This window comes from Erythrobacter sp. S57(2025) (assembly GCF_057365055.1).
Window position 1 is genome coordinate 999,834 of sequence record NZ_CP200299.1, and the last position, 22,398, is coordinate 1,022,231.

The 22,398-nt window shown below is 57.7% G+C and carries 21 protein-coding genes; 12 read left to right on the plus strand and 9 right to left on the minus strand.

Annotated features, from left to right (window positions below; genetic code table 11):
• A complete protein-coding gene (locus AC0V6N_RS04835) occupies positions 1-1,200 on the plus strand; it encodes a serine hydrolase domain-containing protein (protein WP_486170459.1) in 1,200 nt (399 codons plus the stop codon).
• 57 nt (positions 1,201-1,257) lie between these two features.
• Here AC0V6N_RS04835 and AC0V6N_RS04840 read toward each other — a convergent pair whose 3' ends face one another.
• The 3 genes from AC0V6N_RS04840 to purF all read right to left on the minus strand — a co-directional run bounded on the left by AC0V6N_RS04840 (position 1,258) and on the right by purF (position 4,026).
• Positions 1,258-1,605 (minus strand): PilZ domain-containing protein, encoded by a 348-nt coding sequence (locus tag AC0V6N_RS04840; protein ID WP_486170460.1) that lies wholly within the window; start codon positions 1,603-1,605, stop codon positions 1,258-1,260.
• Between the two features lie 201 nt (positions 1,606-1,806).
• Positions 1,807-2,520 carry an SDR family NAD(P)-dependent oxidoreductase gene (locus AC0V6N_RS04845; RefSeq protein ID WP_486170461.1) on the minus strand — a complete coding sequence of 238 codons (714 nt, stop codon included), beginning with the start codon at positions 2,518-2,520 and terminating at the stop codon, positions 1,807-1,809.
• A gap of 3 nt (positions 2,521-2,523) precedes the next feature.
• Positions 2,524-4,026: an amidophosphoribosyltransferase gene (gene purF, locus AC0V6N_RS04850; RefSeq protein ID WP_486170462.1), complete on the minus strand. Its 1,503-nt coding sequence runs from the start codon at positions 4,024-4,026 to the stop codon at positions 2,524-2,526.
• Between the two features lie 242 nt (positions 4,027-4,268).
• Between purF and AC0V6N_RS04855 the strand changes: the two genes are divergently transcribed.
• The 4 genes from AC0V6N_RS04855 to AC0V6N_RS04870 are packed head-to-tail and all read left to right on the plus strand — an operon-like array spanning position 4,269 to position 7,217.
• On the plus strand, positions 4,269-5,507 hold the full coding sequence (locus AC0V6N_RS04855; protein ID WP_486170463.1) for a lipoprotein-releasing ABC transporter permease subunit: 1,239 nt from the start codon (positions 4,269-4,271) through the stop codon (positions 5,505-5,507).
• Positions 5,500-6,174, plus strand: coding sequence for an ABC transporter ATP-binding protein (locus AC0V6N_RS04860; protein ID WP_486170464.1), 675 nt, complete (start codon positions 5,500-5,502; stop codon positions 6,172-6,174). Before AC0V6N_RS04855 ends, AC0V6N_RS04860 begins: the two co-directional genes overlap by 8 nt.
• Before the next feature lie 18 nt (positions 6,175-6,192).
• Positions 6,193-6,741 carry a hypothetical protein gene (locus AC0V6N_RS04865; RefSeq protein ID WP_486170465.1) on the plus strand — a complete coding sequence of 183 codons (549 nt, stop codon included), beginning with the start codon at positions 6,193-6,195 and terminating at the stop codon, positions 6,739-6,741.
• Complete coding sequence (locus tag AC0V6N_RS04870; RefSeq protein WP_486170466.1) at positions 6,738-7,217, plus strand: glutathione peroxidase; 480 nt, start codon at positions 6,738-6,740, stop codon at positions 7,215-7,217. The genes AC0V6N_RS04865 and AC0V6N_RS04870 overlap by 4 nt, the downstream gene beginning before the upstream one ends.
• Positions 7,218-7,227: 10 nt before the next feature.
• Here the strand turns inward: AC0V6N_RS04870 and AC0V6N_RS04875 are convergent, their stop codons facing one another.
• Positions 7,228-7,518: a DUF6958 family protein gene (locus tag AC0V6N_RS04875; protein ID WP_486170467.1), complete on the minus strand. Its 291-nt coding sequence runs from the start codon at positions 7,516-7,518 to the stop codon at positions 7,228-7,230.
• A gap of 100 nt (positions 7,519-7,618) precedes the next feature.
• On the opposite strand from AC0V6N_RS04875, the gene dnaE reads away from it, so the two are divergent.
• The 5 genes from dnaE (at position 7,619) to AC0V6N_RS04900 (ending at position 14,511) form a co-directional block, all read left to right on the plus strand.
• Entirely contained in the window at positions 7,619-11,119 is a 3,501-nt protein-coding gene (dnaE, locus tag AC0V6N_RS04880; protein WP_486170468.1) for a DNA polymerase III subunit alpha, read from the plus strand.
• Entirely contained in the window at positions 11,119-11,958 is an 840-nt protein-coding gene (locus AC0V6N_RS04885; RefSeq protein WP_486170469.1) for a DUF4019 domain-containing protein, read from the plus strand. The genes dnaE and AC0V6N_RS04885 overlap by 1 nt, the downstream gene beginning before the upstream one ends.
• A gap of 152 nt (positions 11,959-12,110) precedes the next feature.
• Positions 12,111-13,721 (plus strand): long-chain fatty acid--CoA ligase, encoded by a 1,611-nt coding sequence (locus AC0V6N_RS04890; protein ID WP_486170470.1) that lies wholly within the window; start codon positions 12,111-12,113, stop codon positions 13,719-13,721.
• Positions 13,722-13,723: 2 nt separating this feature from the next.
• Positions 13,724-14,065 (plus strand): hypothetical protein, encoded by a 342-nt coding sequence (locus AC0V6N_RS04895; protein ID WP_486170471.1) that lies wholly within the window; start codon positions 13,724-13,726, stop codon positions 14,063-14,065.
• Entirely contained in the window at positions 14,062-14,511 is a 450-nt protein-coding gene (locus AC0V6N_RS04900) for a DUF1330 domain-containing protein (protein WP_486170472.1), read from the plus strand. The genes AC0V6N_RS04895 and AC0V6N_RS04900 overlap by 4 nt, the downstream gene beginning before the upstream one ends.
• Before the next feature lie 15 nt (positions 14,512-14,526).
• On the opposite strand, the gene AC0V6N_RS04905 is transcribed toward AC0V6N_RS04900, so the two are convergent.
• Positions 14,527-14,727: a hypothetical protein gene (locus tag AC0V6N_RS04905; RefSeq protein ID WP_486170473.1), complete on the minus strand. Its 201-nt coding sequence runs from the start codon at positions 14,725-14,727 to the stop codon at positions 14,527-14,529.
• Positions 14,728-15,076: 349 nt separating this feature from the next.
• Between AC0V6N_RS04905 and AC0V6N_RS04910 the strand changes: the two genes are divergently transcribed.
• A complete protein-coding gene (locus tag AC0V6N_RS04910; RefSeq protein ID WP_486170474.1) occupies positions 15,077-16,237 on the plus strand; it encodes a hypothetical protein in 1,161 nt (386 codons plus the stop codon).
• A gap of 13 nt (positions 16,238-16,250) precedes the next feature.
• Here AC0V6N_RS04910 and AC0V6N_RS04915 read toward each other — a convergent pair whose 3' ends face one another.
• From AC0V6N_RS04915 to AC0V6N_RS04930, 4 genes are all read right to left on the minus strand, one after another.
• On the minus strand, positions 16,251-17,363 hold the full coding sequence (locus AC0V6N_RS04915; RefSeq protein ID WP_486170475.1) for a PA0069 family radical SAM protein: 1,113 nt from the start codon (positions 17,361-17,363) through the stop codon (positions 16,251-16,253).
• A 171-nt stretch (positions 17,364-17,534) separates the two neighbouring features.
• Positions 17,535-18,065 carry a molybdenum cofactor biosynthesis protein B gene (moaB, locus tag AC0V6N_RS04920; protein WP_486170476.1) on the minus strand — a complete coding sequence of 177 codons (531 nt, stop codon included), beginning with the start codon at positions 18,063-18,065 and terminating at the stop codon, positions 17,535-17,537.
• Positions 18,066-18,077: 12 nt separating this feature from the next.
• Positions 18,078-19,832, minus strand: coding sequence for a lytic transglycosylase domain-containing protein (locus AC0V6N_RS04925; protein WP_486170477.1), 1,755 nt, complete (start codon positions 19,830-19,832; stop codon positions 18,078-18,080).
• An 8-nt stretch (positions 19,833-19,840) separates the two neighbouring features.
• Positions 19,841-20,632, minus strand: coding sequence for a uracil-DNA glycosylase family protein (locus AC0V6N_RS04930; RefSeq protein ID WP_486170478.1), 792 nt, complete (start codon positions 20,630-20,632; stop codon positions 19,841-19,843).
• Between the two features lie 105 nt (positions 20,633-20,737).
• Here AC0V6N_RS04930 and AC0V6N_RS04935 point away from each other — a divergent pair, with 105 nt between their 5' ends.
• Positions 20,738-22,384: an electron transfer flavoprotein-ubiquinone oxidoreductase gene (locus AC0V6N_RS04935; RefSeq protein ID WP_486170479.1), complete on the plus strand. Its 1,647-nt coding sequence runs from the start codon at positions 20,738-20,740 to the stop codon at positions 22,382-22,384.
• The last annotated feature ends 14 nt before the right edge of the window (positions 22,385-22,398 follow it).

Genomic DNA, 22,398 nt, shown 5'->3' on the forward strand with positions numbered 1-22,398 from the left:
ATGATCGGCAAAGGCTTTTGGGGCGCAGCAACGTTGTCCATCGCAGCGGCAGGTTTGAGCGCGTGCAGCTATGGCGCGGCAGAGGGCTTGGCTGACACGCCTGCACCGCTCGCCGCGGTCGAAATGACGCAGCCGCCTGAGCGTGACCCGTCAGAGCTTCAAGTCTTGTTCTGGACCGATGCGCAGCGTTCAGCCCGTTTTCGTGAGATGGAAAACTGGTTTGCAGGCCACGAAGTGCCCGCTGCGACCACCACGCGTGTGCTCGAAAAAGGGGAGCCATTGCCAGAAGCGCTCGCCGCGGAAATTCGCGCCAATATGCAGGCTTCCAATGCGGCAGGTGTGATGGTCTATAGGGATGGCAAAGTGCTGTTTGAGGATTACGCGCTCGGCTTTGCGCCTGATCAGCGCTGGACCAGTTTCTCTGTCGCAAAGAGCTTTACCTCAACGCTGCTCGGCGCAGCGATCAAGGATGGCTTTATCGCCAGCCTCGATGATCCAGTGACGCAATATGTGCCCGAACTGGAAGGTTCGGCCTATGACGGCGTAACGGTGCGCCAAATTGCCACCATGACCAGCGGCGTTGCATGGAATGAGGACTACACTGACCCCAATAGCGACGTTGCAGCCATGAACCGCTTTGTCGTCGAATTCGGACCCACCGCGATGGTGGAGCAGCTCAAACGGTTGGAGCGAGAAACGGAGCCGGGCGGCAAATGGGTTTACAAGACGGGCGAGACCAATCTCATCGGCATCGTCATCGAAAACGCCGTGGGCCTGTCATTGGCAGAATATGCGCAAGAGAAGATTGTCGAACCCGCAGGCTTTGAAAGCGGTCTGTTCTGGATGAGCGATCCGCGCGGCGGCAATATTGGCGGATGCTGCCTTTCGCTGACCTTGGCTGATTATACCCGCATGGGTGTGCTCGCGCTCGAAGGTACTACCGAGACCGTACCCGAAGGCTGGTTTGCAGAAGCGGGCGATTCCAAGATCGACTTTGGAACAAGCGGCTTTGGCTATGGCTACCAGTGGTGGACTTATCCGGTCGGCTATGGCGCACAAGGGATCTTTGGCCAGTCGATCACGATCGTACCAGAGGCGAATTTGGTCGTGACTGTAGTGGGAAATTGGCCAACGGCGACGAGCAATGAATACCGCACCCTATGGGGCGGAACCGCGCTCAAATTGATGGCGGTACAGTAAGGGTTAGCAAAGGAAGCGGGAGCTTAAGGGGGCCTGTAGGGGCGCTCCCGCTAAACCTTATGCCATCGGGCGCTGGACGCCGATATTGCTGTAACGCTGTAAGATATTGTCATGCACGATGGGGCTAAGCAGCTCCTCAAACGCGCAACCAACGATGCAGTTGTCCCACCACACCACGCTCGCCTGAAGCGATTCGAGGCCGGGCAGGGTCAGCCAGCACATCTGGCCATCATGCATGCGATTGATCGATGCAGCAGAAAAGCCCGAGATCGAAAGATCATGGACTACCGTCTGGAACGCGCGGCCACCAGACGCCCGAAGCGTTGCCGGGATCGTTAGACGTGTACGCGGTGAGCAGCGATCTTCCTGCGCCGCAACTTGGTAACTGTTATTGTCGGTCGGCATAGCCTCGCAACCTTTTTCCTAGCAGCCTGTGGTCTCTGAGCTGTGGTACAAGCCAAGTGTATTCCACTAATTGCACTTGCAGATGTCTTGCAGAACATAGTTAACAGGCCGGTAAGAAACGGCTTTTGCGACGAATGGAGTTTATCGCTGCCGAGCGCAGCTGCGAAAAAGCCCAATTTACAATGGTTAAGCGCTGAAGGCTTAATCGACGCGTTCGCGGTGCCCTGTTTCAAAACCGCTGGTGAGCAATTTGACCAACCGCTCTGCGACCTTTTCAGGCGGCTTCACCGTGTCGGGTTTCTCGCCGGGATAGGCGCGGGCGCGCATTTCGGTGCGGGTGGCACCGGGATCGACGATGGCGACCCTTAGAGGGCTGAGTTTCTCAACTTCCGCGCCGTAGCTTTCGAGCAGATTGTCAAACGCGGCCTTGGTCGATCCATAGGCGGACCAATAGGCACGCGGCGATGCACCCACGCTGCTGGTGAGGCCGATGATCTGTCCGTTTTCAGCATGACGCAGCAATGGGTCAAAGGCCGCCAGCAAGGCCTGCGTTGCGACCACGTTGGTCATGATCGCTTGGGTATATTGCTTGGTGTCGATTTGTGAAAGCGGTGTGAGCTCTGGCAAATAAGCTGCTGAAATCACCATAATATCGAGCGTGTCCCAGCGCCCTGCAATCGCGCCAGCAAGCCGGGAGATCGCATCGGCTTCTGTCAGATCAACAGGCGCAATGGTGGAGGTGCCGCCAGCCTCGTGAATCTTATCCTCGACCAGCTCCAGCGCCTTCACTTTGCGCGCGACCAAAATCACATGCGCGCCCGCTTCAGCCAGAGCCACAGCAGTTGCAGCGCCAATCCCGCGGCTTGCGCCTGTGACAAGCGCAGTGCGCCCTGCAAAAGGTTTCGTTTCGCTCATGGATTACGCCGCTTTCGGATCAGCAAAGGGGAGTTCGTCCGACTTTTCTTGAGTGCGGGCAAGGTCGGTCAGGGAGGTGGGATAGTCGCCCGTGAAGCACGCATCGCAAAATTGCGGGCAGGAATTGTCGCGGCCCTTGGCTCCGACAGCGCGGTAAAGGCCGTCGATTGAGATGAAGGCGAGGCTATCTGCCTTGATGAATTCGCGCATCGGCTCCAGGTCCATGCGCGCTGCCAGCAATTTGGAGCGTTCGGGCGTGTCGACGCCGTAAAAGCACGAATGCGCGGTTGGTGGGCTGGCAACGCGGAAATGGACTTCCTTCGCGCCCGCTTCACGCATCATTTCGACAATGGAAAGGCTGGTGGTGCCGCGTACAATGGAATCGTCGATCAGCACGATTCTTTTGCCCGCGACCAAACCGCGATTGGCGTTGTGCTTGCGCTTTACGCCTGCATGGCGCGCGCTGTCGGATGGCTGGATGAAGGTACGCCCGACATAGTGCGAGCGGATAATGCCCAGCTCAAACGGCACGCCGGACGCTTGCGCATAGCCGATCGCAGCAGGCACGCCGCTATCGGGCACGGGTACGACCAGATCGACATCGGCGGGCGCTTCTTTGGCAAGCTCGCTGCCGATGGCCTTGCGCGCTTCATAAACGCTTTGGCCTGCAAAAAGGCTGTCAGGACGGCTGAAATAGACATGTTCGAAGATGCAAGGGCGAGGGCGGTGCTGGCCGAATGGGTGCACGCTGCTCACTTTACCGTCGAAATCGACTTGGAGCATTTCGCCCGGTTCAACTTCGCGGATCAGCTCTGCGCCGACCACGTCAAATGCAACGCTTTCACTCGCAAACACCACCGCATCGCCCAGCTTGCCCATGACGAGCGGACGAATGCCGAGCGGGTCGCGGCAGGCGATCATGCCGGTGGGCGTCATCACGATCAGCGCATAGGCGCCTTCGACCAACCGCAGCGCATCGACGAGACGGTCTGCGATTGTGGGATAGCGCGATGTCGCGACCAGATGGATGATAACCTCGGTGTCAGAGGTCGATTGGAAGATTGAACCCTTCGCCACCAGATCATCGCGAAGCGCGCGTGCGTTCGAAATATTGCCATTGTGCGCAATCGCAAATCCGCCGCTCGCCAGCTCTGCATAAAGCGGCTGCACATTGCGAAGGCCCGCGCCCCCGGTTGTGGAATAGCGCACATGACCCGCTGCCATTGATCCGGGCAGTTCGGCAATCGCTTCCGCAGAGGAGAAGTTTTCCGCCACATGGCCAAGGCCCCGGCGTGAAATGAACTCTTTGCCGGTAAAACTGGTGATGCCGACGGCCTCTTGTCCGCGATGCTGCAAAGCGTGCAGGCCGAGAGCAGTGGCAGCTGAGGCTTTCTCTGCGTTGATAGCGCCAAAAACGCCGCATTCCTCGCGCAGCTTATCGCCGTCTTCATCGCGAAAAGGATGGGTGAAATTGCCAAGAAGCGAGGGAGAAACTGTGTGTGCCATGACGTGCTTTGAAGCCCCGCTGCGCTACCCGAATTGATGCGCCGCTCAATGACCGTGTTACGGATCAATTACAAGGGGTCTTCGGCGGGTGGTGCACCTCTTTTTGCTGAGTTCCATGGTCCCCATTGATGATTAGCCAGTCAGGCTTACTCACAGCTAAGCGGCGCTTCCTCCATTGTGCGTGGCTTGCCAGCGCCTTACAGGCTGCGTTCAGACGCAATTGGTGAGACGCGCTAGTCCATATGCTTACTCCTTTTGAAAGAATGATCGCCAAACGGTATTTGTGGCCGGGCAAAGGCGAAGCCTTTATCGCGCTGGTCGCCAGTATCTCCATCGGCGTTGTCATGCTGTCGGTCGCCATGCTGGTGCTGGTGATGAGTGTGATGGGCGGTTTCCGCTCTGAAATGCTCGACAAGTTTTCAGGTCTGAACGGCCACGCCGTGATCCAGGCTTATGGCGGTAAGCTCGACAATTGGGAAAATGTCCTGGCGCAGGTGCGCGATACGGAAGGGGTGACCAATGCCTCCCCGCTAATCGAGCAGCCTCTGCTCGCCAGCTATAATGGGCGGGCGAATGCCGTGTTTGTACGCGGCAATACGGCTGAGGATGTGGCTGATCTGCGCGAGAATGTCCTGATCGGCAATATTGCAGATATTCAACCCGGTTCAGGCAGGGTGGCGATTGGTTCGCGCCTTGCTGCCAATATGGGTGTGCGCGTCGGCGACACCATCACCATCATCAGCCCGCAGGGGCGCAGCACGCCGTTTGGCACGACCCCCCGGATGGTAGGGTACGAGGTGGGCGCGATTTTCGAGATCGGCCTTTATGACTTCGATGAAACCTTCGTCATTATGCCAATGGAAGATGCGCAGACGCTGCTGCTGATGGGCGATAGCGTTGGCTTGATCGAGGTGACGGTTACCGATCCGGACAATGTCGGCAGCATCCTTGCCGACGTGGAAGATGCGCTAGTAGGCCGCGCGGTCATTGCGGATTGGAAGACGATAAACTCGACCCTGTTTGAAGCGTTAGAAGTAGAGCGGGTCGCGATGTTCTTTGTGCTCAGCTTTATGGTGATCGTGGCCAGCTTTAACATCCTATCCAGCCTGGTGATGATGGTGCGCGCCAAGACGCGGGATATCGCGATTATGCGCACGATGGGGGCGACGCGGCGGTCTTTGCTCAAGATATTCGTGACGACGGGCACGACCGTGGGCACATTGGGCACGCTGGCGGGTTTGGTTCTGGGCTTCCTGCTGCTCTATTTCCGCAATGGGATCGTTGATGGCATCGCTGGCCTTACAGGCGTGCAAATCTGGGATCCTGAGGTGCGTTTCCTCACCTCGCTGCCGGTGCGCGTCGATGCGTGGGAGATCATCGGGATCACCGCGCTCGCCATCGGGATGAGTTTCCTTGCGACGCTTTACCCCGCCTTCAAGGCATCCAACACCGATCCGGTACAGGTGCTTCGCTATGAGTGATCCAATCGTCGCATTGCGCGGGCTAAAGCGCAGCTTTGAACAAGGCGGCCAGCGTATCGAAGTGCTGCGCGGGGTTGATCTCGACATTATGCCGGGAGAGATAGTTGCGCTGCTCGGCCCCTCAGGCTCAGGCAAATCGACCATGTTGCAAGCGGTCGGCTTGCTCGAAGGCGGGTTTGAAGGCTCCATCGCTATTGCGGGGGAACAGGCCGAGAAACTGGCCGCAGACCAGCGTACGCGTATCCGGCGTGAGCACTTGGGTTTTGTCTATCAATTCCACCACTTGTTGCCCGACTTTAACGCGACAGAAAATGTGGTGATGCCGCAAATGGTGGCGGGCGTCGAAGAAGGCACTGCGACCGCGCGTGCTGAGAGCTTACTGTCGGGGCTGGGTCTGGGCCACCGCCTAACCCACCGGCCAAGCCAATTGTCGGGCGGGGAGCAACAGCGTGTTGCCGTCGCGCGTGCTTTGGCAAACCAGCCCACTTTGGTGCTCGCCGATGAGCCGACGGGCAATCTTGATGAAGCGACATCAGACACGGTGCTCGGCCAATTCCTCGAACTCGTGCGCGGGGAAGGGAGCGCGGCTCTGGTGGCGACCCACAATGAACGCTTGGCGAGCCGAATGGACCGCGTGGTTCGCTTGCATGATGGGGTGCTGGGCTAACAGGAGGGACACAAAACCATGCTTTTATGGTTCTATCCAATCGCATTGTTGCAGGCCGCAGCCGCTGACACGCCGCCTGCTCCACCTGTAGATACGTCCGGACCTCTTGGCCCTTGCGAGAGCGAGGCACACTCGGCGTTCGATTTCTGGGTTGGTGAGTGGGAGGTTTTCCCAACCGGCTCAGACACGAAGGTTGCCGACAGTCGGATCGAGAAAGTCTCTGCTGGCTGCGTCATTCGAGAGCATTGGATGCCGCTTTCTGGTGGGGATGGCACCAGCATGAGCTTCTTCAATCGCGACAGCGAGCGCTGGGAACAGCTATGGGTCGGTAGCGATGGGGAGCGCGTTGATTTTACTGGCGGCAAAGTCGGCACAGACATGGTGATCACCGGATATTGGGACGGGATCGGCCCCAGTGGCGCTGATGTGCTCGTCCGTATGACCTACTCCGCCAATGAAGACGGATCGGTGAGGCAGAGAGGCGAAGGCTCGACGGATCATGGTCAAACGTGGCAGAGCGGCTTCTTTGATTTAACCTATCGACCCAAACAGGATACATCCGAATGACCACCATCGCTGATTTCACTGTCACCACCAATCGCGGCGAGAGCTTGGATCTGGCGACCAAGAAGGGCAAAGTTCTGCTGGTCGTGAACACCGCCTCCAAATGCGGCTTTACCCCGCAATATGATGGGCTGGAGGAGCTGTATCAGCAGTTTAAGGATTCCGATTTCGAAGTCCTCGGCTTCCCTTGCAATCAGTTTGGTGCGCAGGAACCGGGCAATGCGGATGAGATCGCAGAGTTCTGCAAGGTCAATTTCGGCGTGACCTTCCCGCTGATGGCAAAGATTGACGTGAACGGACCCGACGCCTCCCCTCTTTATGATTGGATGAAGGGTGAGAAAAAGGGGCTGATGGGCTCCACTTCGATCAAGTGGAACTTCACCAAATTTCTGATCGACCGCGATGGCAATGTTGTGAAGCGCTATGGCCCGCAAGATGCGCCTAAGATGATCGCAAAAGATGTTGAGAAGCTGATCTAAACAGCTGAACTCACTTCCAATACCAGCGCAGCGGCTTGGACGCCTCTCGCACCAGCTTTCCCTTCGCCTCCAGGTCGAGCTGGACAGTCTTGGCCCACCAACCGCATGTCGCGCCGCCGGGGAAGTGTGTCTCGCTCAAATGCGGCTTCACAGCGTCGCGGATTTCGGTTTGGTTTAGGCCGGGGGAGGCGCGGGGGATGGCGGCTTCAAAAGCGGCCAGCATATCGGCGTATTTTGCCGCATTGACCCGCGTCACTTTGCCTGGTGTGTTGACGTTTTCGACTTCGATCATGTCCGCCATTTGCCCCTCCTTGCGCGCATAGCTTAGCTTGCCCCCAGCTTTTCCCCAAATCCCACCGCGCACCGCTTGAATGCTTGGCAAGGGCGCGTAGGTTCCCAAGATGGCTTTTGCACCCTTTGTCCCTTTGCGTGTTTATTCGTCTTATTCGATGCTCGAAGGGGCGATTGATCCCAAGGCGATTGCAAAGCTCGCCAAGGAACGCGGCTATCCCGCTATCGCGACGTGTGACCGCAATGGCTTGTATGGCGCGGTGATGTTCGCCAATGCGTGTAAGGGTGAGGGCGTACAGCCGATCATAGGCACATTGCTGGGTGTTGCGCGTGAAGGCTCCGAGGGCAAACAGGTCGATTACATGCCGCTCTTTGCGCAGGATGAGGCAGGGTATGATAATCTGTGCCACCTCGTCTCAAAGGCGCATCTTGATCGCCCGCTGGAGCTTGAGCCGCATGTCGAGATGGCAGCGCTTGACGGGCACAGTGACGGCCTGATCGCTCTGACGGGCGCAGGTGAAGGCGGAGTGACGCGGTTGCTTGCCGAGGAGCAAACACCGGCAGCGCAAGCCTATGCCGATAAGCTCGATAGTCTGTTCCCCGGACGGCTTTACATCGAACTCGCGCGCCATGGTGATCCGGTGTGTGAGCGCGCGGAAGAAGCGCTGATCGACATGGCCTATGCGCGCAATTTGCCGTTGGTCGCGACTAATCCCGCCAACTATGCGGAGCCGCATATGCACAAGGCGCATGACGCGATCCTGTGCATCGCCAACTCAACATATATCGAGAATGACGACCGCCCGACCTCGAACGCTGAGAGCTTCGTCAAATCGGCGAGCATGATGGATGAGCTGTTTGCTGACCTGCCGGAGGCGACCGCAAACACTCTCGTCGTGGCGCAGCGCTGTGCCTATGCGCCGCCATATCGCGACCCGATCCTGCCAAGTCTTGCTGGCGATTTGGACGGTGAAGCCAAAATGCTGGCTGACCTATCGCGCAAAGGGTTGGAGGCGCGGCTCGAACCTTATGGCGAGATGAGCGAAGAGGAGCGAAAGACCTATTTTGACCGCCTCGATTATGAAATCGGCATCATCGTCAATATGGGTTTTCCCGGCTACTTCCTGATCGTTGCTGACTTCATCCAATGGGCCAAGGATCAGGGTATTCCCGTGGGTCCGGGCCGTGGTTCTGGCGCGGGGTCCATCGTTGCATGGGCGCTGACGATTACGGACCTTGATCCCATCCAACTGGGCTTGCTGTTCGAGCGTTTCCTCAATCCTGAACGCGTGTCCATGCCGGATTTCGATATCGACTTCTGCGAAACGCGGCGCGGCGAAGTCATCCGCTATGTGCAGGAGAAATATGGCGCCGATCACGTCGCGCAGATCATCACATTTGGTAAGATGAAGGCGCGTGCGGTTTTGCGCGATTGCGGGCGGATTTTGCAGATGAGCTATGGTCAGGTCGACCGGCTGTGCAAGATGGTTCCGAACCATCCGACGGACCCGTGGACGCTGCCACGCGCTCTGAACGGAGCGGCTGATTTCAAGAAGGAATACACCAACGATAATGAGGTGAAACGCCTCGTTGATCTGGCGCTGCAACTCGAAGGGCTGCCGCGCAATTCGTCTACGCACGCAGCGGGTGTTGTGATTGGCGATAGGCCGCTTGCCAAGCTTGTGCCGCTTTACCGTGATCCGCGCTCGGACATGCCGGTGACGCAGTTCGATATGAAGCATGTGGAGAGCTCGGGCCTTGTGAAGTTCGACTTCCTTGGTCTCAAGACGCTTTCCGTGCTGCGCAAGGCGGTGGACCTGCTGGAGCTTCGCGGGATTGAGATCGATCTTGGCGCGTTGCCTCTGGATGACACGGCTGTCTATGACCTTATGCAAGCGGGTAACACGGTCGGCGTGTTCCAGCTGGAATCCGAAGGGATGCGGCGTACGCTGAAGGCGGTGAAGCCGTCCAATTTTGGCGATATTATCGCTCTCGTCTCGCTCTATCGTCCCGGTCCAATGGATAATATCCCGCTGTTCGGACAGCGTAAAGCGGGCGAGGTCGCGATTGAATATCCGCACCCCAAGCTCGAAGGCATCCTCGCTGAAACCTACGGCATTTTCGTCTACCAAGAACAAGTGATGCAGGCCGCCCAAATCCTTGCGGGATACTCGCTAGGTGACGCTGACTTGCTCCGCCGCGCCATGGGTAAAAAAGTGCAGGCCGAAATGGACAAGCAACGCGGCCGCTTTGTCGAAGGGTGCAAGGAAAACTCCGATATCGAGGCCAAACAAGCGAATGAATTGTTCGACTTGATCGACAAATTCGCAGGCTACGGCTTCAACAAATCGCACGCCGCAGCCTATGCTCTGCTCGCGTATCAGACCGCTTGGCTCAAAGCGCATTATCCCGAGGAATTCTACGCCGCTTCCATGTGCTTTGACTTGCACCAATCCGAAAAGCTCAGTGTGTTTGTCGACGATGCGCGGCGCTATCCGGTGGAGCGGGTTGATGGTTCGGGCGTTCTGGTCCTGCCGCCTGACATCAACACTTCAGAGGCGCGCTTTACCGTGCAGCAGACCGACGATGGCTATGCGGTGCGATATGCGCTGGCGGGCATTCGCAATGTCGGTGAAAAAGCGATGGAAGCGATCGTAGCTGAGCGTCAAGCAAATGGACCGTTTGAAAGCCTTAAAGACCTGTTCGAACGCATCCCCCAAGGCTCCATGAACCGGCGGCAATTGGAAGGGCTGGCCTGTGCAGGCGCGCTTGACCAACTGGAACCGAACCGGGCGGCGGTGTTCGAAAATGCTGATCTGTTGCTGGCCGTGTCAGACAGTGCCGCGCGTGAGCGGGCGAGCGGGCAGGGCGGTCTGTTCGGCGGCGAGGATGCAGCGCCCGAAGACCTGCGCCTACAACCAACCGATCCATGGTCACGCCCCGATCAAATGGCGAAAGAGCGCGAGAATTTCGGGTTCTACTTCTCCGCGCATCCCGTGCAGCAATATCGCGAAATTGCCTCGGCCCAAGGCGCGCGCACTTATCAAAGCCTAATGGAAGCGGGTGCGCCTGCGGGTGGACGCGGCACAGCGGTGATTGCGGCCATGGTCGAAAGTGCCAATAAGGGGCGCACCAAACGCGGCGCTGAATTTATCCGCGCAGATTTCTCAGACGCGTCGGGCCAGTTTTCAAGCGCGTGTTTTGAAGAATCGCTGGTCGATAAGTTCCCCGAATGGGCATCAAGCGGCGAATGCGTATTGCTCAATGTCGAACTCGATAGCCCCAATCCGGGCGAGCCACCGCGCCTCACTATACGCGGCGCGCGTCCAATTTCGGAGGTCAGCGGCACGATACCGATGATCTTGAAAGCTGACGTGCTCAGCCTCGATGCGCTCGCCACGCTCAAGCTTGAGCTTGAAACCGAGGCCAAAGCCATCGGTGAAGTGCTCTTGCGCCTTGTGCTGGGAGATGGTGAAGAGGCGCATATGCGTATCGGTTCCAATTTTGTCCTCAATGGCGATCTGGCAGAGCGGCTTGCAGGCGTTGAGGGGATTGAGAACGTCGCGCTGGAGCCTGCGCGTGGCCGGGCCAAGCTTAAACTGGTGGCATAATGTCAGGCGAAGTCGCGGATCTTACAGATAAGGAGAAAGAAGCGCTGCAGCTGCTTCTCGAAGGGCACGATACCAAGTCTAGCGCCAATCTGCTGGGTCTGTCGGTTCACACAATCAATGATCGCCTGCGCAATGCCCGCCGCAAACTGGGTGTAGGGTCCAGCCGGGAGGCCGCAAGAATTTTGCGGGATGCCGAGGGCGAGGAACCCCAAATCGCACCACAAATTCCAGAATCCGCACCCCAAAAGACTGCGCACACATCTTTCGGGATGTCCGATGATGCTGCCCCCGCCGATACTGCAGACCTCACCAACACAAGCCACAAAGAGCCAAACCGGCTTCTCTGGCTAGCAGGAGGAATGCTAATCATGTCTATCGTAATCGCCGCCGCCGTAATCGCCATGCTTTCAGCTTCGGGTACCGAGGCAACGACCGCTGCTGCTCCGGCAACCACAGCCACCACTACAGCCGCCGCAGCGGACAGCCTGACCCCTCGCGATACGGAAAGCTACGCCAAAGCGCAGCGCTTCCTTGCGGAAATCGATGCTGGCGATTGGGAAGGCAGCTGGGAAGTCGCAGGTGACTTCATTCAAAGCCAGATTGATGCAGAGGGTTGGGCTGCAACTGTGCAGCCCGTGCGCGAGCCACTGGGCGCAGTAACCAGCCGTGAATTTGCGGCCGTACAGCAAACGACCGAATTGCCGGGCGCACCGGAAGGTGACTACGAAGTTTTCCAGTTCACCACGACTTTTGAGAATCGCGATGATGTATCGGTTGAAACGGTGATCACGATCCGCACCGAAGACGGCTTTGACATTGCCGGGTTCTTCATCCGCTAAAAAGTACGAGGCTCTGAAACTTGCGAAAGGGGGCGGCGCAATCCGCCCCCCTTTTTACCGTGCGGTATAGAAGCGATTGCCAAGGCGACCGGCTCGCGGCATTGTCTCTTTCAAACAGCCCATTGTGAGGCGGAAATTGGGAGAAGACAGCTATGCTCACACAATCACTTGGCGCGATGCAGGAATGGTCAATGCGGGTCACTCACGTGATCGACCATGCAGCAAGGGAAGCTGGCACGCGGGAGATTGTGACGCGCTGGGCTGACGGCCAGGAAACGCGTACCGATTGGGCTGGCATTCGCAGCGACGCTCTGAAAATGGCGCAGGCTCTCGAAGCGCTGGGCATCAAGCCGGGGGAGCGCGTGGCGAGCCTTGCCATGAACCATTCGCGCCACCTTGTTAGCTGGTATGGTGTTGCTGGCATGGGCGGGGTGCTGCACACGGTAAACCCCCGCCTGTTCGAAGATCAGCTCGAATATATCGTCACCCACGCCGAAGACCGCGTGCTGCTCTACGATGCCGCTTTCCAGCCGATTGTCGACAAGATGAAGGACCGCTGGACCAGCGTAGAGCATTACATCTGCTACGATTCTGGCGAGCATTCACAAAGCTTTGAAGACTGGATCGGCGCGCAGGATGGGAACTACGAATGGTTCACCGGCTCTGAGCAAGACCCCTGCATGATTTGCTACACCAGCGGTACGACGGGCAATCCCAAAGGCGTGCAATACGAACACCGCTCCACCGTGATGCATGCGATTGCGGGGCTGCAACCGGCTGCGTTCAATTTCTCAAGTTCATCGGTTATGCTGCCAGTGGTGCCGATGTTCCACGCCGCGAGCTGGGGCTTGCCGTATGCGGGCGCGATGGCGGGGATCAAGTTCGTGTTCTCCTGCGTCAATGATCCGGCTGTGCTCCACGATCTGATGTTGCGCGAGAAGGTGACGGATAGCGCCGGCGTGCCGACCGTGTGGCTCGCTCACTTCCAATATTGCGACAAAGAAGGCTTGGACCTGCCACCACTCAAAGCGGCGACCATTGGCGGCTCTGCCTGCCCGCGCTTTATGATTGAGCGGCTCATGAAGAACGGCACCCGTGTTCAGCACGCTTGGGGCATGACTGAGACCTCTCCGATCGGCACCGTTGGCGGGCCGACATGGGATTGGGATGAGCTCACATTCGAGCAAAAGGTCGACAAGACCGCGATGCAAGGCCGCCCGATCTTTGGCGTGGAACTGCGCACGGTCGACCTCGACGATATGGCGACCGAGCTGCCGCGCGATGGAAAGACCTCTGGCGCACTGCAAATTCGCGGACCTTGGATTATCAAGCGCTATCTCAAAGCCGATCAAGACGCGGTGAACAACGACAATTGGTTTGACACAGGCGATGTCGGCATCATCCACCCGGATGGCACGCTGCAACTCACGGACCGCACCAAGGATGTGATCAAGTCAGGCGGCGAGTGGATCAGCTCTGTCGAGCTTGAGAACGCCGCCGTCGGCCATCCTGACGTTGCCGAGGCCGCTTGTGTGGGCATGTACCACCCCAAATGGGACGAGCGCCCCGTGCTCTTCGTGATCAAGAACGAAGGGTCTGATGTCACTGCGGACGACATTATGGAGCACCTAAAGCCGCTCATAGCCAAATGGTGGCTGCCTGATGCGATTGAGTTCGTGGACGACATTCCGCACACCGCCACCGGCAAAATCAGCAAGAAAGACCTGCGCGACCGGTTCGCTGACTATAAACTTGAAGCGTAACAGTGTTTGAACTCCTCCTATTGCTTTGGGGGGTATGGGGTATCCTGATCGCTTGGGGCTGGCGCTGGTTGCTGCCGCGCTTTGTCTTCCGATTTGATCGAAGGTGGATCGCGCTTTTGTGCACCTATGCCAGCATGGCAGCGATGCTGGTATTCAGCGCGTGGTTCCTCGAATTTTCGGGCTGGAGCTTAAAGGGCCTCAATGACGAACCTCTGCAAGTGGCTGGCGGGATCGTCTTCTTCCTGTCACCCATCGGATACCCGCTGATCTGGGGCGGCCCCATCGTTCTGGTCGCCGACATATTCCTGTTTCTCAAACGCAAATATTGGGAGCCAATGCCATGAGCAACGCCGATTCAATGAGCATCCATATCGACCCTTCGCCTGAGAATTGGGCAGCGTTTAAAGACCTGCCGCGCGATGAGCCGATCCATATGCTCAACCTGCTGCTTTACCGCGATCATGCCGAATATCCGCAAGGCCACGAACATCACGGCAATGGCTGGACGGGCAAACGTGCTTATGAGGAATATGGGAAAACCAGCGGACCTATCTTCCGCCGTGTGGGCGGTGAAATCATCTGGCGCGGCGCGTTCCAAACCATGGTCACAGGCCCCAATGAACGCGCCTGGCACGATGGTTTTGTCGCGCAATACCCGAATGCGGGCGCTTTCTTCGAAATGGTGATGGATGCTGACTACCAAAAGGCGGTGGTGAACCGCACGGCCGCATTGGTGGACAGTCGCCTGATCCGATTTGCTCCGGGCGAAGTTGGCGGGGGTTTTGGGTGAGGGGGACCAAACCCACTACTCTTCCAGCCGCTTAATCACTTCGTGCAGGCTTTCTTTCACCGTCATAAAGGTGACGCCTGAGCCCCATCCTCTGGCCCAAGTGATCTCGGTCAGTTCAGGGTTTCTTTTGTGTGGTACAACGCGAACGACGCGTGATTTCGGGATTGCAGTTGGCTCAGCGCCAATCTGATTGGTCACTAACAGATACGTCTTCATATGCCCCCTATTGGCAATGCGCACCTGTCGTAAAAATAAATAGACAACCAAAAATGTAATGTAAAGATAACAATAATGAAGTTTGCCAATCCAATTAGGATTGGAATGGAAATGACACACTTTGTATCAATACTGTAAAAATCGCGATCGCTGATTTAGCGTCGTGCGTGGTGCTCGTAAATATTCCGAATAGGCCTGCACGTTGAAGCCGGCACTCCTGCCGTTTGAGATCCCGGATCACGCGGAGTGAACACCAACGCCTCATCAATTGGGTGTTCACTTGGGCCAACTTAAGTGCTTACCTCTGCATCCAATGGCGGCTTCGCTGCCTTGCTGGGAGGGAACAACGATGGCCGTTCGAACACACCGATTGATGGGTATGATGGCCATTTGCAGCGCCTCCGCGTTATCCATTGGCTCAGCGGCCATGGCTCAGACGGTTCCTGCTCCTGCGGGCTGGTCTGACCAACAGGGCGCGGACAGTCGCACGCTGGAGCGCGACGCTCTCACGGTTCATGTGGGGCAATGGCAAGAATTGCGCGGGCAGGCGATCGATGATTGGCTGCGATCGCAAGAGCGCCAGGTGCGCAGCGGCATTCGCTATCTGACGACGCAGCAGTTTCAGGCAGAGCGCGCAGTGCCTGGCAGCTATTCGCTCGCCCGCAGCATCAGGGTCGGATCGGAAGATCAATTATCAGTGCTTTATGCGTGCCCCGGCGCGAATGACACGGTCAAGCTGATGGAGGTGTGGGGCCCTATGACCCGGCGAACTGCGGGCGCCTTTCAGCAGGCGGCGCAGTTTGGCGAGGAGGTTTGCAAACGCGATCCCGGCGCGCTCAGTGCTACAAGCTCAACAGTTCAAGCACGTTCAACACGCCCTCAAGACCGCACTCCGGCCGCTTCACTCGCGCAGGAAAACGCCAGAATCCCTGCGCGTAGCCGCCCAAGCGATGTTCGGATTGTGTTGGAGCGCAAATGGGTCGGTTTCCCCGCGCAAATGGTGTCCGAGGCCGCGCCGCAAATGACCTTTGCCAATGGCTATTCCAGCACTTGCGCAACGTGGAATCCGATCACGCAATCACCCACACCCTCTTCAGCGGGGAGCGCCAGACGCTGCACATTCGAACGCGGCGCTGACAATGGGAAAGCTGCGCGGCAGTTTTCTCCGGGAGAAACGATTGCGGTGTCGTTTGGTCGAGTAACAGGCGCATCCTTTGATGCAGGCGGCTCTTCATCCAGCATCTCTGGTGGCACGCTGCAAATGACGCGCGATGGGCGCATCAGGATCGGCAAATTCAACGCAGCTTCCGCCAGCGGTTCAGGATCGCGCGTGGCAAGCGGTGGCCGACAAATCGCGGTTTCAGGACGCTACTACCTCAACGGTTATACCATCACGATCCAAAGCGATAATGGCGATTTTTATCATGGCTTTATCGCCGCCAGTTCAGATTCTGGCAGCAGCAATATCGACCATGTCTTCATCAACGGCGAGCATTACTGGCAACGGTAATCGTTGGCCGAACTCAAAGCAGCCGCATCTGCCCGCCGATTTCGGGTTTGCGAAACTTGGAGCAATCAAGATCAAAGCGCGGAGCCGTCCTGCCGCTCCCAATGCCAGCGCGTTTGCAGGCCAGCTTAAACCGCGCGCGGAACATGTCTGCCCAGACCCCTTCGGGGCGCATTCGGGAGAAGAAATCGGGATCATTATCGCGGCCACCTCTGATTGAGCGGACAATGCTCATCACTTTGCCTGCGCGCTCTGGATAATGCACGTCGAGCCATTCGCGGAACAGCGGGGCGACTTCGTGGGGGAGCCTTAGCGGTATCCAGCCTGCGCTTTTGATGCCCAGCGCCGCCACTTCGCTGACGATGGCCTCCATAAACTCGTCCGTGATCGCCGGGATAATGGGGGAGATGGAGCAATGCGCAGGCACGCCCCATTCGATCATTTTGCCCAAGGCGGCGATGCGTTTGGCAGGGGAAGGGCAGCGCGGCTCCAGCTTGGCTGAAAGCGCAGGATCAAGGCTGGTGACCGAAATCGCCACCGCCACCAATTTGCGCTGCGCCAGCTCTTGCAGCAGTTCGGCATCGCGCAGCAACCGGTCAGATTTGGTCGTGATCGTCACCGGATGGCGCGCATCAAGGCACACTTCTAGGATCGCACGCGTAATTTCGTACCGCTTTTCAATCGGCTGATACGGATCGGTATTGGTGCCAAGCGCAATCGGTTTTGGCCGGTATCTCGGTTTGGCAAGGGTCTGGCGCAGCAAGTCAGCGGCATGGGGCTTTGCAAATAGCTGCGTTTCGAAATCAAGTCCGGGTGACAGGTCGTGATAGGCATGGGTGGGGCGCGCAAAGCAATAGATGCAGCCATGCTCGCACCCGCGATAGGCGTTAATGGATCGGTCAAACGGCACGTCTGGCGATTGGTTGAAGCTGAGGATGGTTTTGGGATGTTCTTCGGTGACGTGGGTGCGCAGCTTTACGGGCGGACCATCCTCGCCCTGTGCCAGAGTTTCCATGTAGTCGCGCCAATCTCCATCAAGCTCGCGCTCAGGCAGGTTGAACCGCGATGAGGCGGCACCCGAGGCAGCGCCGCGACCGCGTTGAAAATCCGGATGGGATGGGCGTTCCATAGCGAGAACAAATATAGAACAAAAGCGTGTTTGGAAAGTGCTTTCCTACTCACGCATAACGCGGCAGGGCAGGTGCATTGAAAGGCCCCAAAAGGAGGGAGGAAATTTTGCCCCTAGGACCGTGTAACATGCGGTCCATGTCTCAATTAAGTGTTTGAAATGGCGTGATGCCTAGGATTCACGAAGTCTGGGCATCAATTCGACGAAATTGCAGGGTCTGTTGCGGCTATCAAGCTGCTCGGCAAGGATGCCATCCCACCCGTCTTTGACTGCTCCATTGGAGCCGGGAAGGGCGAAGATGTAGGTGCCGCGTGCGACCACTGCGCAGGCGCGCGATTGGATGGTGGAAGTGCCGATCGTCTTGAAGCTGAGCCAGCGGAACAGCTCGCCAAAACCGGGTATGTCGCGCGCGTCTTGGATACGGCTCAGCGCTTCAGGAGTGACATCGCGGCCAGTGAGGCCAGTGCCTCCGGTGGAGACAATCGCGTCGATGTTCGGGTCCTCGATCCACGCCTCGAACTGCTCGGCAAGCAGCGCGGCGTCATCCTTGGTGATCGTGCGAGCGGCGAGGGTGTGACCGGCGGCTTCAACACGGGAGGCAAGGATATCGCCCGATGTGTCAGTATCAGGCGTGCGCGTGTCAGAAACGGTCAGAACGGCGATGTTGATGGGAGTGAAACTGCGGCTCTCGTCAATCGCCATAGGGTCGTCTCGCTATCGGTTAAGGTGTGCTGTTCGCTCACTAACGGCATGCGGGAACAATGGCCATTGCCCTTGCGCAAGCGCGCGGCGGCTTGGCGATGGAACACCGGCGGCGCGTTCGTACATCCAGTAGTTCTTCATGACTATGGCGACGTAACCGCGGGTCTCCCAATAGGGGATCGATTCCATCCAGAGAAGCGCATCGCCCTGGTCGTTGATCTCGCTGTTCCAGCGGCTGACCGGGGTGAGGCCGGCATTGTATGCGGCCATGATCTTGGGCAGGAGGCCTTGCGTTGCAGGGCTGTCACGCAGCATCTCAAGATGCTGTTGGCCGTATGCAAGGTTGACCTCAGGATCATTGAGGTCGGCATAGCTTGCGCCAAGGTTGAGGCGGCGATTGTGGTCGCGCGCGGTGCCCGGCATGATCTGCATCAGCCCGCGCGCATTGGCAGGGCTGACAGCGCCGGCGCGGAAGTTCAATTCTTGCAGCGCATGGGCAAAGGCAAGCGAGGGATCAACCCGCCACCCCGTCGCAGGTTGCCAGCGCGCGATGGGGAAACGAAGCGCTGTATCGCTGCGCATGCCATAGGGCGCGTTGTGCGCCATGAAGAGCTGGGTCGATGGCAGGCCAAGCTCTCGCGCCAACCGGGCAAGAGCGGGGTAGTCCTGTGCACGGCCAATGCGGACCTCGTGGCGCAGCACCTCATCGGCGAGGGCGGGGCGGTCAATCTCAACGAGGCCAGTGGCGACAAGGACGTTGATACGGTCGTTGACGGTGCTCCAATCGGCGCTTGTGAACTGAGGCGGAGCAGTTGGTTGGGCAAACTCAATGCCCAGCTGATCAACCGCAAGCATGCCGTAAAGCGTCTCGTCATAGCGCGATGCGGCGGAAAGGTGCTGTTGCGCCGCCTCAGGCTCACGGCACCGGACAAGCGAGCGGTGCGCCCAGTAGTGAGCAGCAGCGGTCAGCTCGACATTGGTGGAACGGTCCGCCGCGCGCGCAAATGCCTCGCCTGCAAGCGAGCAATGGCCAAGCCGCCATGCGGCCAACCCCGCAACCCATTCGCCCTCAGCAACCCAATCGCCAGACCCTTGCGAAACAGTCTCAGCCACGGCCAGAGCATTCTCGTCCTGGTTCTCAATGTAGAAGCTCCAAGCGACCTTCTGACGCCATTCCGCGAGCGCTGCGGGGCTGAGCTGAGGCTCAACCTCTTGAAGCGTGGTGTAAGCGAGATACGGATCATCGTTCTTGATCGCATCAAGGATGCCTGCCCGCTCTCGCGAAGGCATAGTGCCATCGCTTACCGAACGCGGCCGAATGCGCTTTGATGAATAGGGTTGGCGTGAGAAACGCTGCGCAGACGGGAATGCTGGCAGGTTTTCGAGACCTCGCCGCTCTCCCAATCGGCCAAGCTGCTCGGCTTGAGGCAAATGCACGCCGCCATTGAACCAGCGCGAAATCTGACCTGCGTCTACTCGCGGACTGTTGGCATGGGTGTAATACTCAGCAAGCGCGACCTGATACAGGACACTGTCCTGATGATCATCAAGCAGGGTGTTAACCTGATTCCATTGCTGGCGATCAATCGCTGCGAAGAGCGAGCGATAATGCTCGCGCTCGTTCTCACTCAGGACTGAGGAAATCGCGTTGCTGCTCTGGCTCTCAGAGCCATATTGCGCGACAAGATTGTCGTTCGATTGCGCAATTGCGGCCCCAGAAGTGCCAAGAAGCGCGATCATTCCAAGCCCGGCAATCAGCGGGCGCATACATTTTGTCATAGCCAATCGGACGACCATTCGATCCATCTCCGCCAAAAACGGGCTTTAAGGCGGGGCATGGTCATCATGTTGTCCAAGCCCTCACTCGTTAGAAGCTTCGTCTCTGACGAATTCTGGTTGATTTCACGTAAAGATGTTGCAGGATTTGATACATCTTGTCCGATCATCGGCAAGACGCGTTTGCCAAAGGTGAGCACTCTTTGCGGTGAAACGAGTCTTACGTGATGCAAAGTGACCGCATCCATCCCGCCAGCGGCCAAATTCTGTGTGTCAGCCATTGGCGTGTGGCGGGGAAGGGTGGATGCGAAGTAGGTTTCCGATTCTGCAATGCCCATCGCGTGGAGCATCTTTGAGAGCAATTCGCCCTGCTGTCCTGAAAGTAGATTGTCTGTATCGACTTGCTCGGGATCGACGACCAAGATCATCAGTTTCGCGTTTGCATCGCCGCGCGGCGCAATGCGGCCCCTTGGTCCGATGGCATCAAGACCGGGGGTTTCCATCCACCATGCACGGAAATCCTCGAGAGTGTCAGGCGGCGAATCGCCCAACAGATCAACACGCTTGTGCTCCGGTGCTGGATTTTCTTGGACCTGCGCGGATTGAGATGTTTGCTTGCCCTGAGGGCGTTCAGAATGCCCACTAACCGCAGCATTTAGCTTCGCATTGACGCTATCATCAGCCAACCAATCCGTAGCGTCATCATGATAGTCATAATCGACGCCAGCAAGCTGCCACCAATCCATGGCAGCGCGCAAGTTTTCGGTTAAAGGCGCAGAGTTAGCTTCCATCGTAATTTCACTGTAGGCCTTGACTGTCCAAACCCCCTTTAGCAAGTGCGGGAGTGTAGAAATTCGCGAAGAAACTTCGCAAACGATTAGGGATGAGAAAAGCGCATGAGCGAACGGGAATCAATGCCATGTGATGTCGTGATTGTAGGCGGCGGGCCAGCTGGCCTGTCTGCTGCGATCCGACTGAAGCAATTGAATGAAGAGCTTGAGGTCGTGGTCCTGGAAAAAGGATCAGAGATTGGCGCGCATATCTTGTCTGGCGCGGTCGTCGATCCAAAGGCTCTGGGTGAGCTTTTCCCAGATTGGCGCGAGATGGATTGCCCCATGGCTCAGACCCCTGTGACCGATAACTGGCACTGGGTACTTTCGAAGAACGGCAAAACCTCGATCCCGCACATCTTTATGCCGCCGCTGATGAGCAACAATGGTTGCTACACCGGCTCGCTCGGCAACCTCACTCGCTGGCTCGGTGAAAAAGCTGAAGAAGCTGGCGTCATGGTATTCCCCGGCTTCCCTGCATCGGAAGTCATGTTCGATGACAAAGGCGCTGTGCGCGGAGTCATCACGCAGGATATGGGTATCGCCGAAGATGGCTCGAAAAAGCCTGACTATCAGCCGGGCATGGAGATCGAAGCCAAATACACGCTCTTTGCCGAAGGTGCGCGTGGCTCGCTTACCAAGCAGATGAAGGCAAAATACGACCTTGAGGCCAATTGTGAGCCACAAGTCTATGGTCTTGGTATCAAAGAGCTTTGGCAGATTGACCCCAAAAAGCATGTGCCGGGCCGCGTAATCCACACGCAAGGCTGGCCGCTCAGTGAAAGCGGAACATGGGGCGGCGGCTTCTTCTATCATCAGGCAGATGGTCAGGTCGCGCTCGGTTTTGTTACCGCGCTCGATTACAAGAACCCATGGGTCTCACCCTATCAAGAATTCCAACGCTGGAAGCAGCACCCCGAAGTCCGCGAATATCTCGAAGGCGGAGAGCGCGTGTCCTACGGTGCGCGCGTCATCAATGAAGGCGGCTGGCAGTCTGTGCCCAAGCTTGCGTTCCCCGGCGGCGCGCTGATTGGTTGCGCTGCAGGCTTTGTGAACGTGCCCCGTATCAAAGGCAGTCACACTGCGATGAAGAGCGGTATGCTTTGCGCAGAAGCAATCGCTGCTGAGATCGAAGGCCATGAGAGCCAACCTGAATTGCAAGGCTATGAGCCTGCTGTCTGCTCAAGCTGGATCGCTGATGAGCTGAAGAAGGTGAAGAACGCAGAGCCTGCGGTTGCAAAGTATGGCGAAGATATCGGTGCATTGCTGGCGGGCGTTGATATGTGGATGCGCACGCTCAAGATCGGCCTGCCGATCACGATGAAGCACCACGCCGACTACACCCAAACTGGCCGAGCGGACCTCTATCCTAAGATCGACTATCCCAAGCCCGACGGTGTAATCAGCTTCGATCGTCTCACCAACGTCGCTTACAGCTTCACCAACCACGCAGAGGATCAACCGGTCCACTTGCAGGTGGAAGACTGGGATCTGCAAAAGGCCAGCGAGTACGAAGTATTCGCGGGACCTTCGACGCGCTACTGCCCAGCGGGCGTTTATGAGTGGATCGAGGAAGAGGGCAAAGAACCTCGCTTCCAAATCAACTCGCAAAACTGCGTCCACTGCAAGACCTGCGATATCAAAGACCCCAACCAGAACATCAACTGGGTAACCCCAGAAGGCGGCGGCGGTCCTAACTATCCGAATATGTGAGGCAACATAGAACT

Coding starts and splice junctions, on each gene's coding strand:
- AC0V6N_RS04905 (WP_486170473.1), bottom strand. CDS start 14,727: ATGAAGACGTATCTGTTAGTGACCAATCAGATTGGCGCTGAGCCAACT.
- AC0V6N_RS04925 (WP_486170477.1), bottom strand. CDS start 19,832: ATGCGCCCGCTGATTGCCGGGCTTGGAATGATCGCGCTTCTTGGCACT.
- AC0V6N_RS04855 (WP_486170463.1), top strand. CDS start 4,269: ATGCTTACTCCTTTTGAAAGAATGATCGCCAAACGGTATTTGTGGCCG.
- dnaE (WP_486170468.1), top strand. CDS start 7,619: ATGGCTTTTGCACCCTTTGTCCCTTTGCGTGTTTATTCGTCTTATTCG.
- AC0V6N_RS04875 (WP_486170467.1), bottom strand. CDS start 7,518: ATGGCGGACATGATCGAAGTCGAAAACGTCAACACACCAGGCAAAGTG.
- moaB (WP_486170476.1), bottom strand. CDS start 18,065: ATGGCGATTGACGAGAGCCGCAGTTTCACTCCCATCAACATCGCCGTT.
- AC0V6N_RS04885 (WP_486170469.1), top strand. CDS start 11,119: ATGTCAGGCGAAGTCGCGGATCTTACAGATAAGGAGAAAGAAGCGCTG.
- AC0V6N_RS04840 (WP_486170460.1), bottom strand. CDS start 1,605: ATGCCGACCGACAATAACAGTTACCAAGTTGCGGCGCAGGAAGATCGC.
- AC0V6N_RS04865 (WP_486170465.1), top strand. CDS start 6,193: ATGCTTTTATGGTTCTATCCAATCGCATTGTTGCAGGCCGCAGCCGCT.
- purF (WP_486170462.1), bottom strand. CDS start 4,026: ATGGCACACACAGTTTCTCCCTCGCTTCTTGGCAATTTCACCCATCCT.
- AC0V6N_RS04860 (WP_486170464.1), top strand. CDS start 5,500: ATGAGTGATCCAATCGTCGCATTGCGCGGGCTAAAGCGCAGCTTTGAA.
- AC0V6N_RS04845 (WP_486170461.1), bottom strand. CDS start 2,520: ATGAGCGAAACGAAACCTTTTGCAGGGCGCACTGCGCTTGTCACAGGC.
- AC0V6N_RS04835 (WP_486170459.1), top strand. CDS start 1: ATGATCGGCAAAGGCTTTTGGGGCGCAGCAACGTTGTCCATCGCAGCG.
- AC0V6N_RS04910 (WP_486170474.1), top strand. CDS start 15,077: ATGGCCGTTCGAACACACCGATTGATGGGTATGATGGCCATTTGCAGC.
- AC0V6N_RS04915 (WP_486170475.1), bottom strand. CDS start 17,363: ATGGAACGCCCATCCCATCCGGATTTTCAACGCGGTCGCGGCGCTGCC.
- AC0V6N_RS04900 (WP_486170472.1), top strand. CDS start 14,062: ATGAGCAACGCCGATTCAATGAGCATCCATATCGACCCTTCGCCTGAG.
- AC0V6N_RS04935 (WP_486170479.1), top strand. CDS start 20,738: ATGAGCGAACGGGAATCAATGCCATGTGATGTCGTGATTGTAGGCGGC.
- AC0V6N_RS04890 (WP_486170470.1), top strand. CDS start 12,111: ATGCTCACACAATCACTTGGCGCGATGCAGGAATGGTCAATGCGGGTC.
- AC0V6N_RS04870 (WP_486170466.1), top strand. CDS start 6,738: ATGACCACCATCGCTGATTTCACTGTCACCACCAATCGCGGCGAGAGC.
- AC0V6N_RS04930 (WP_486170478.1), bottom strand. CDS start 20,632: ATGGAAGCTAACTCTGCGCCTTTAACCGAAAACTTGCGCGCTGCCATG.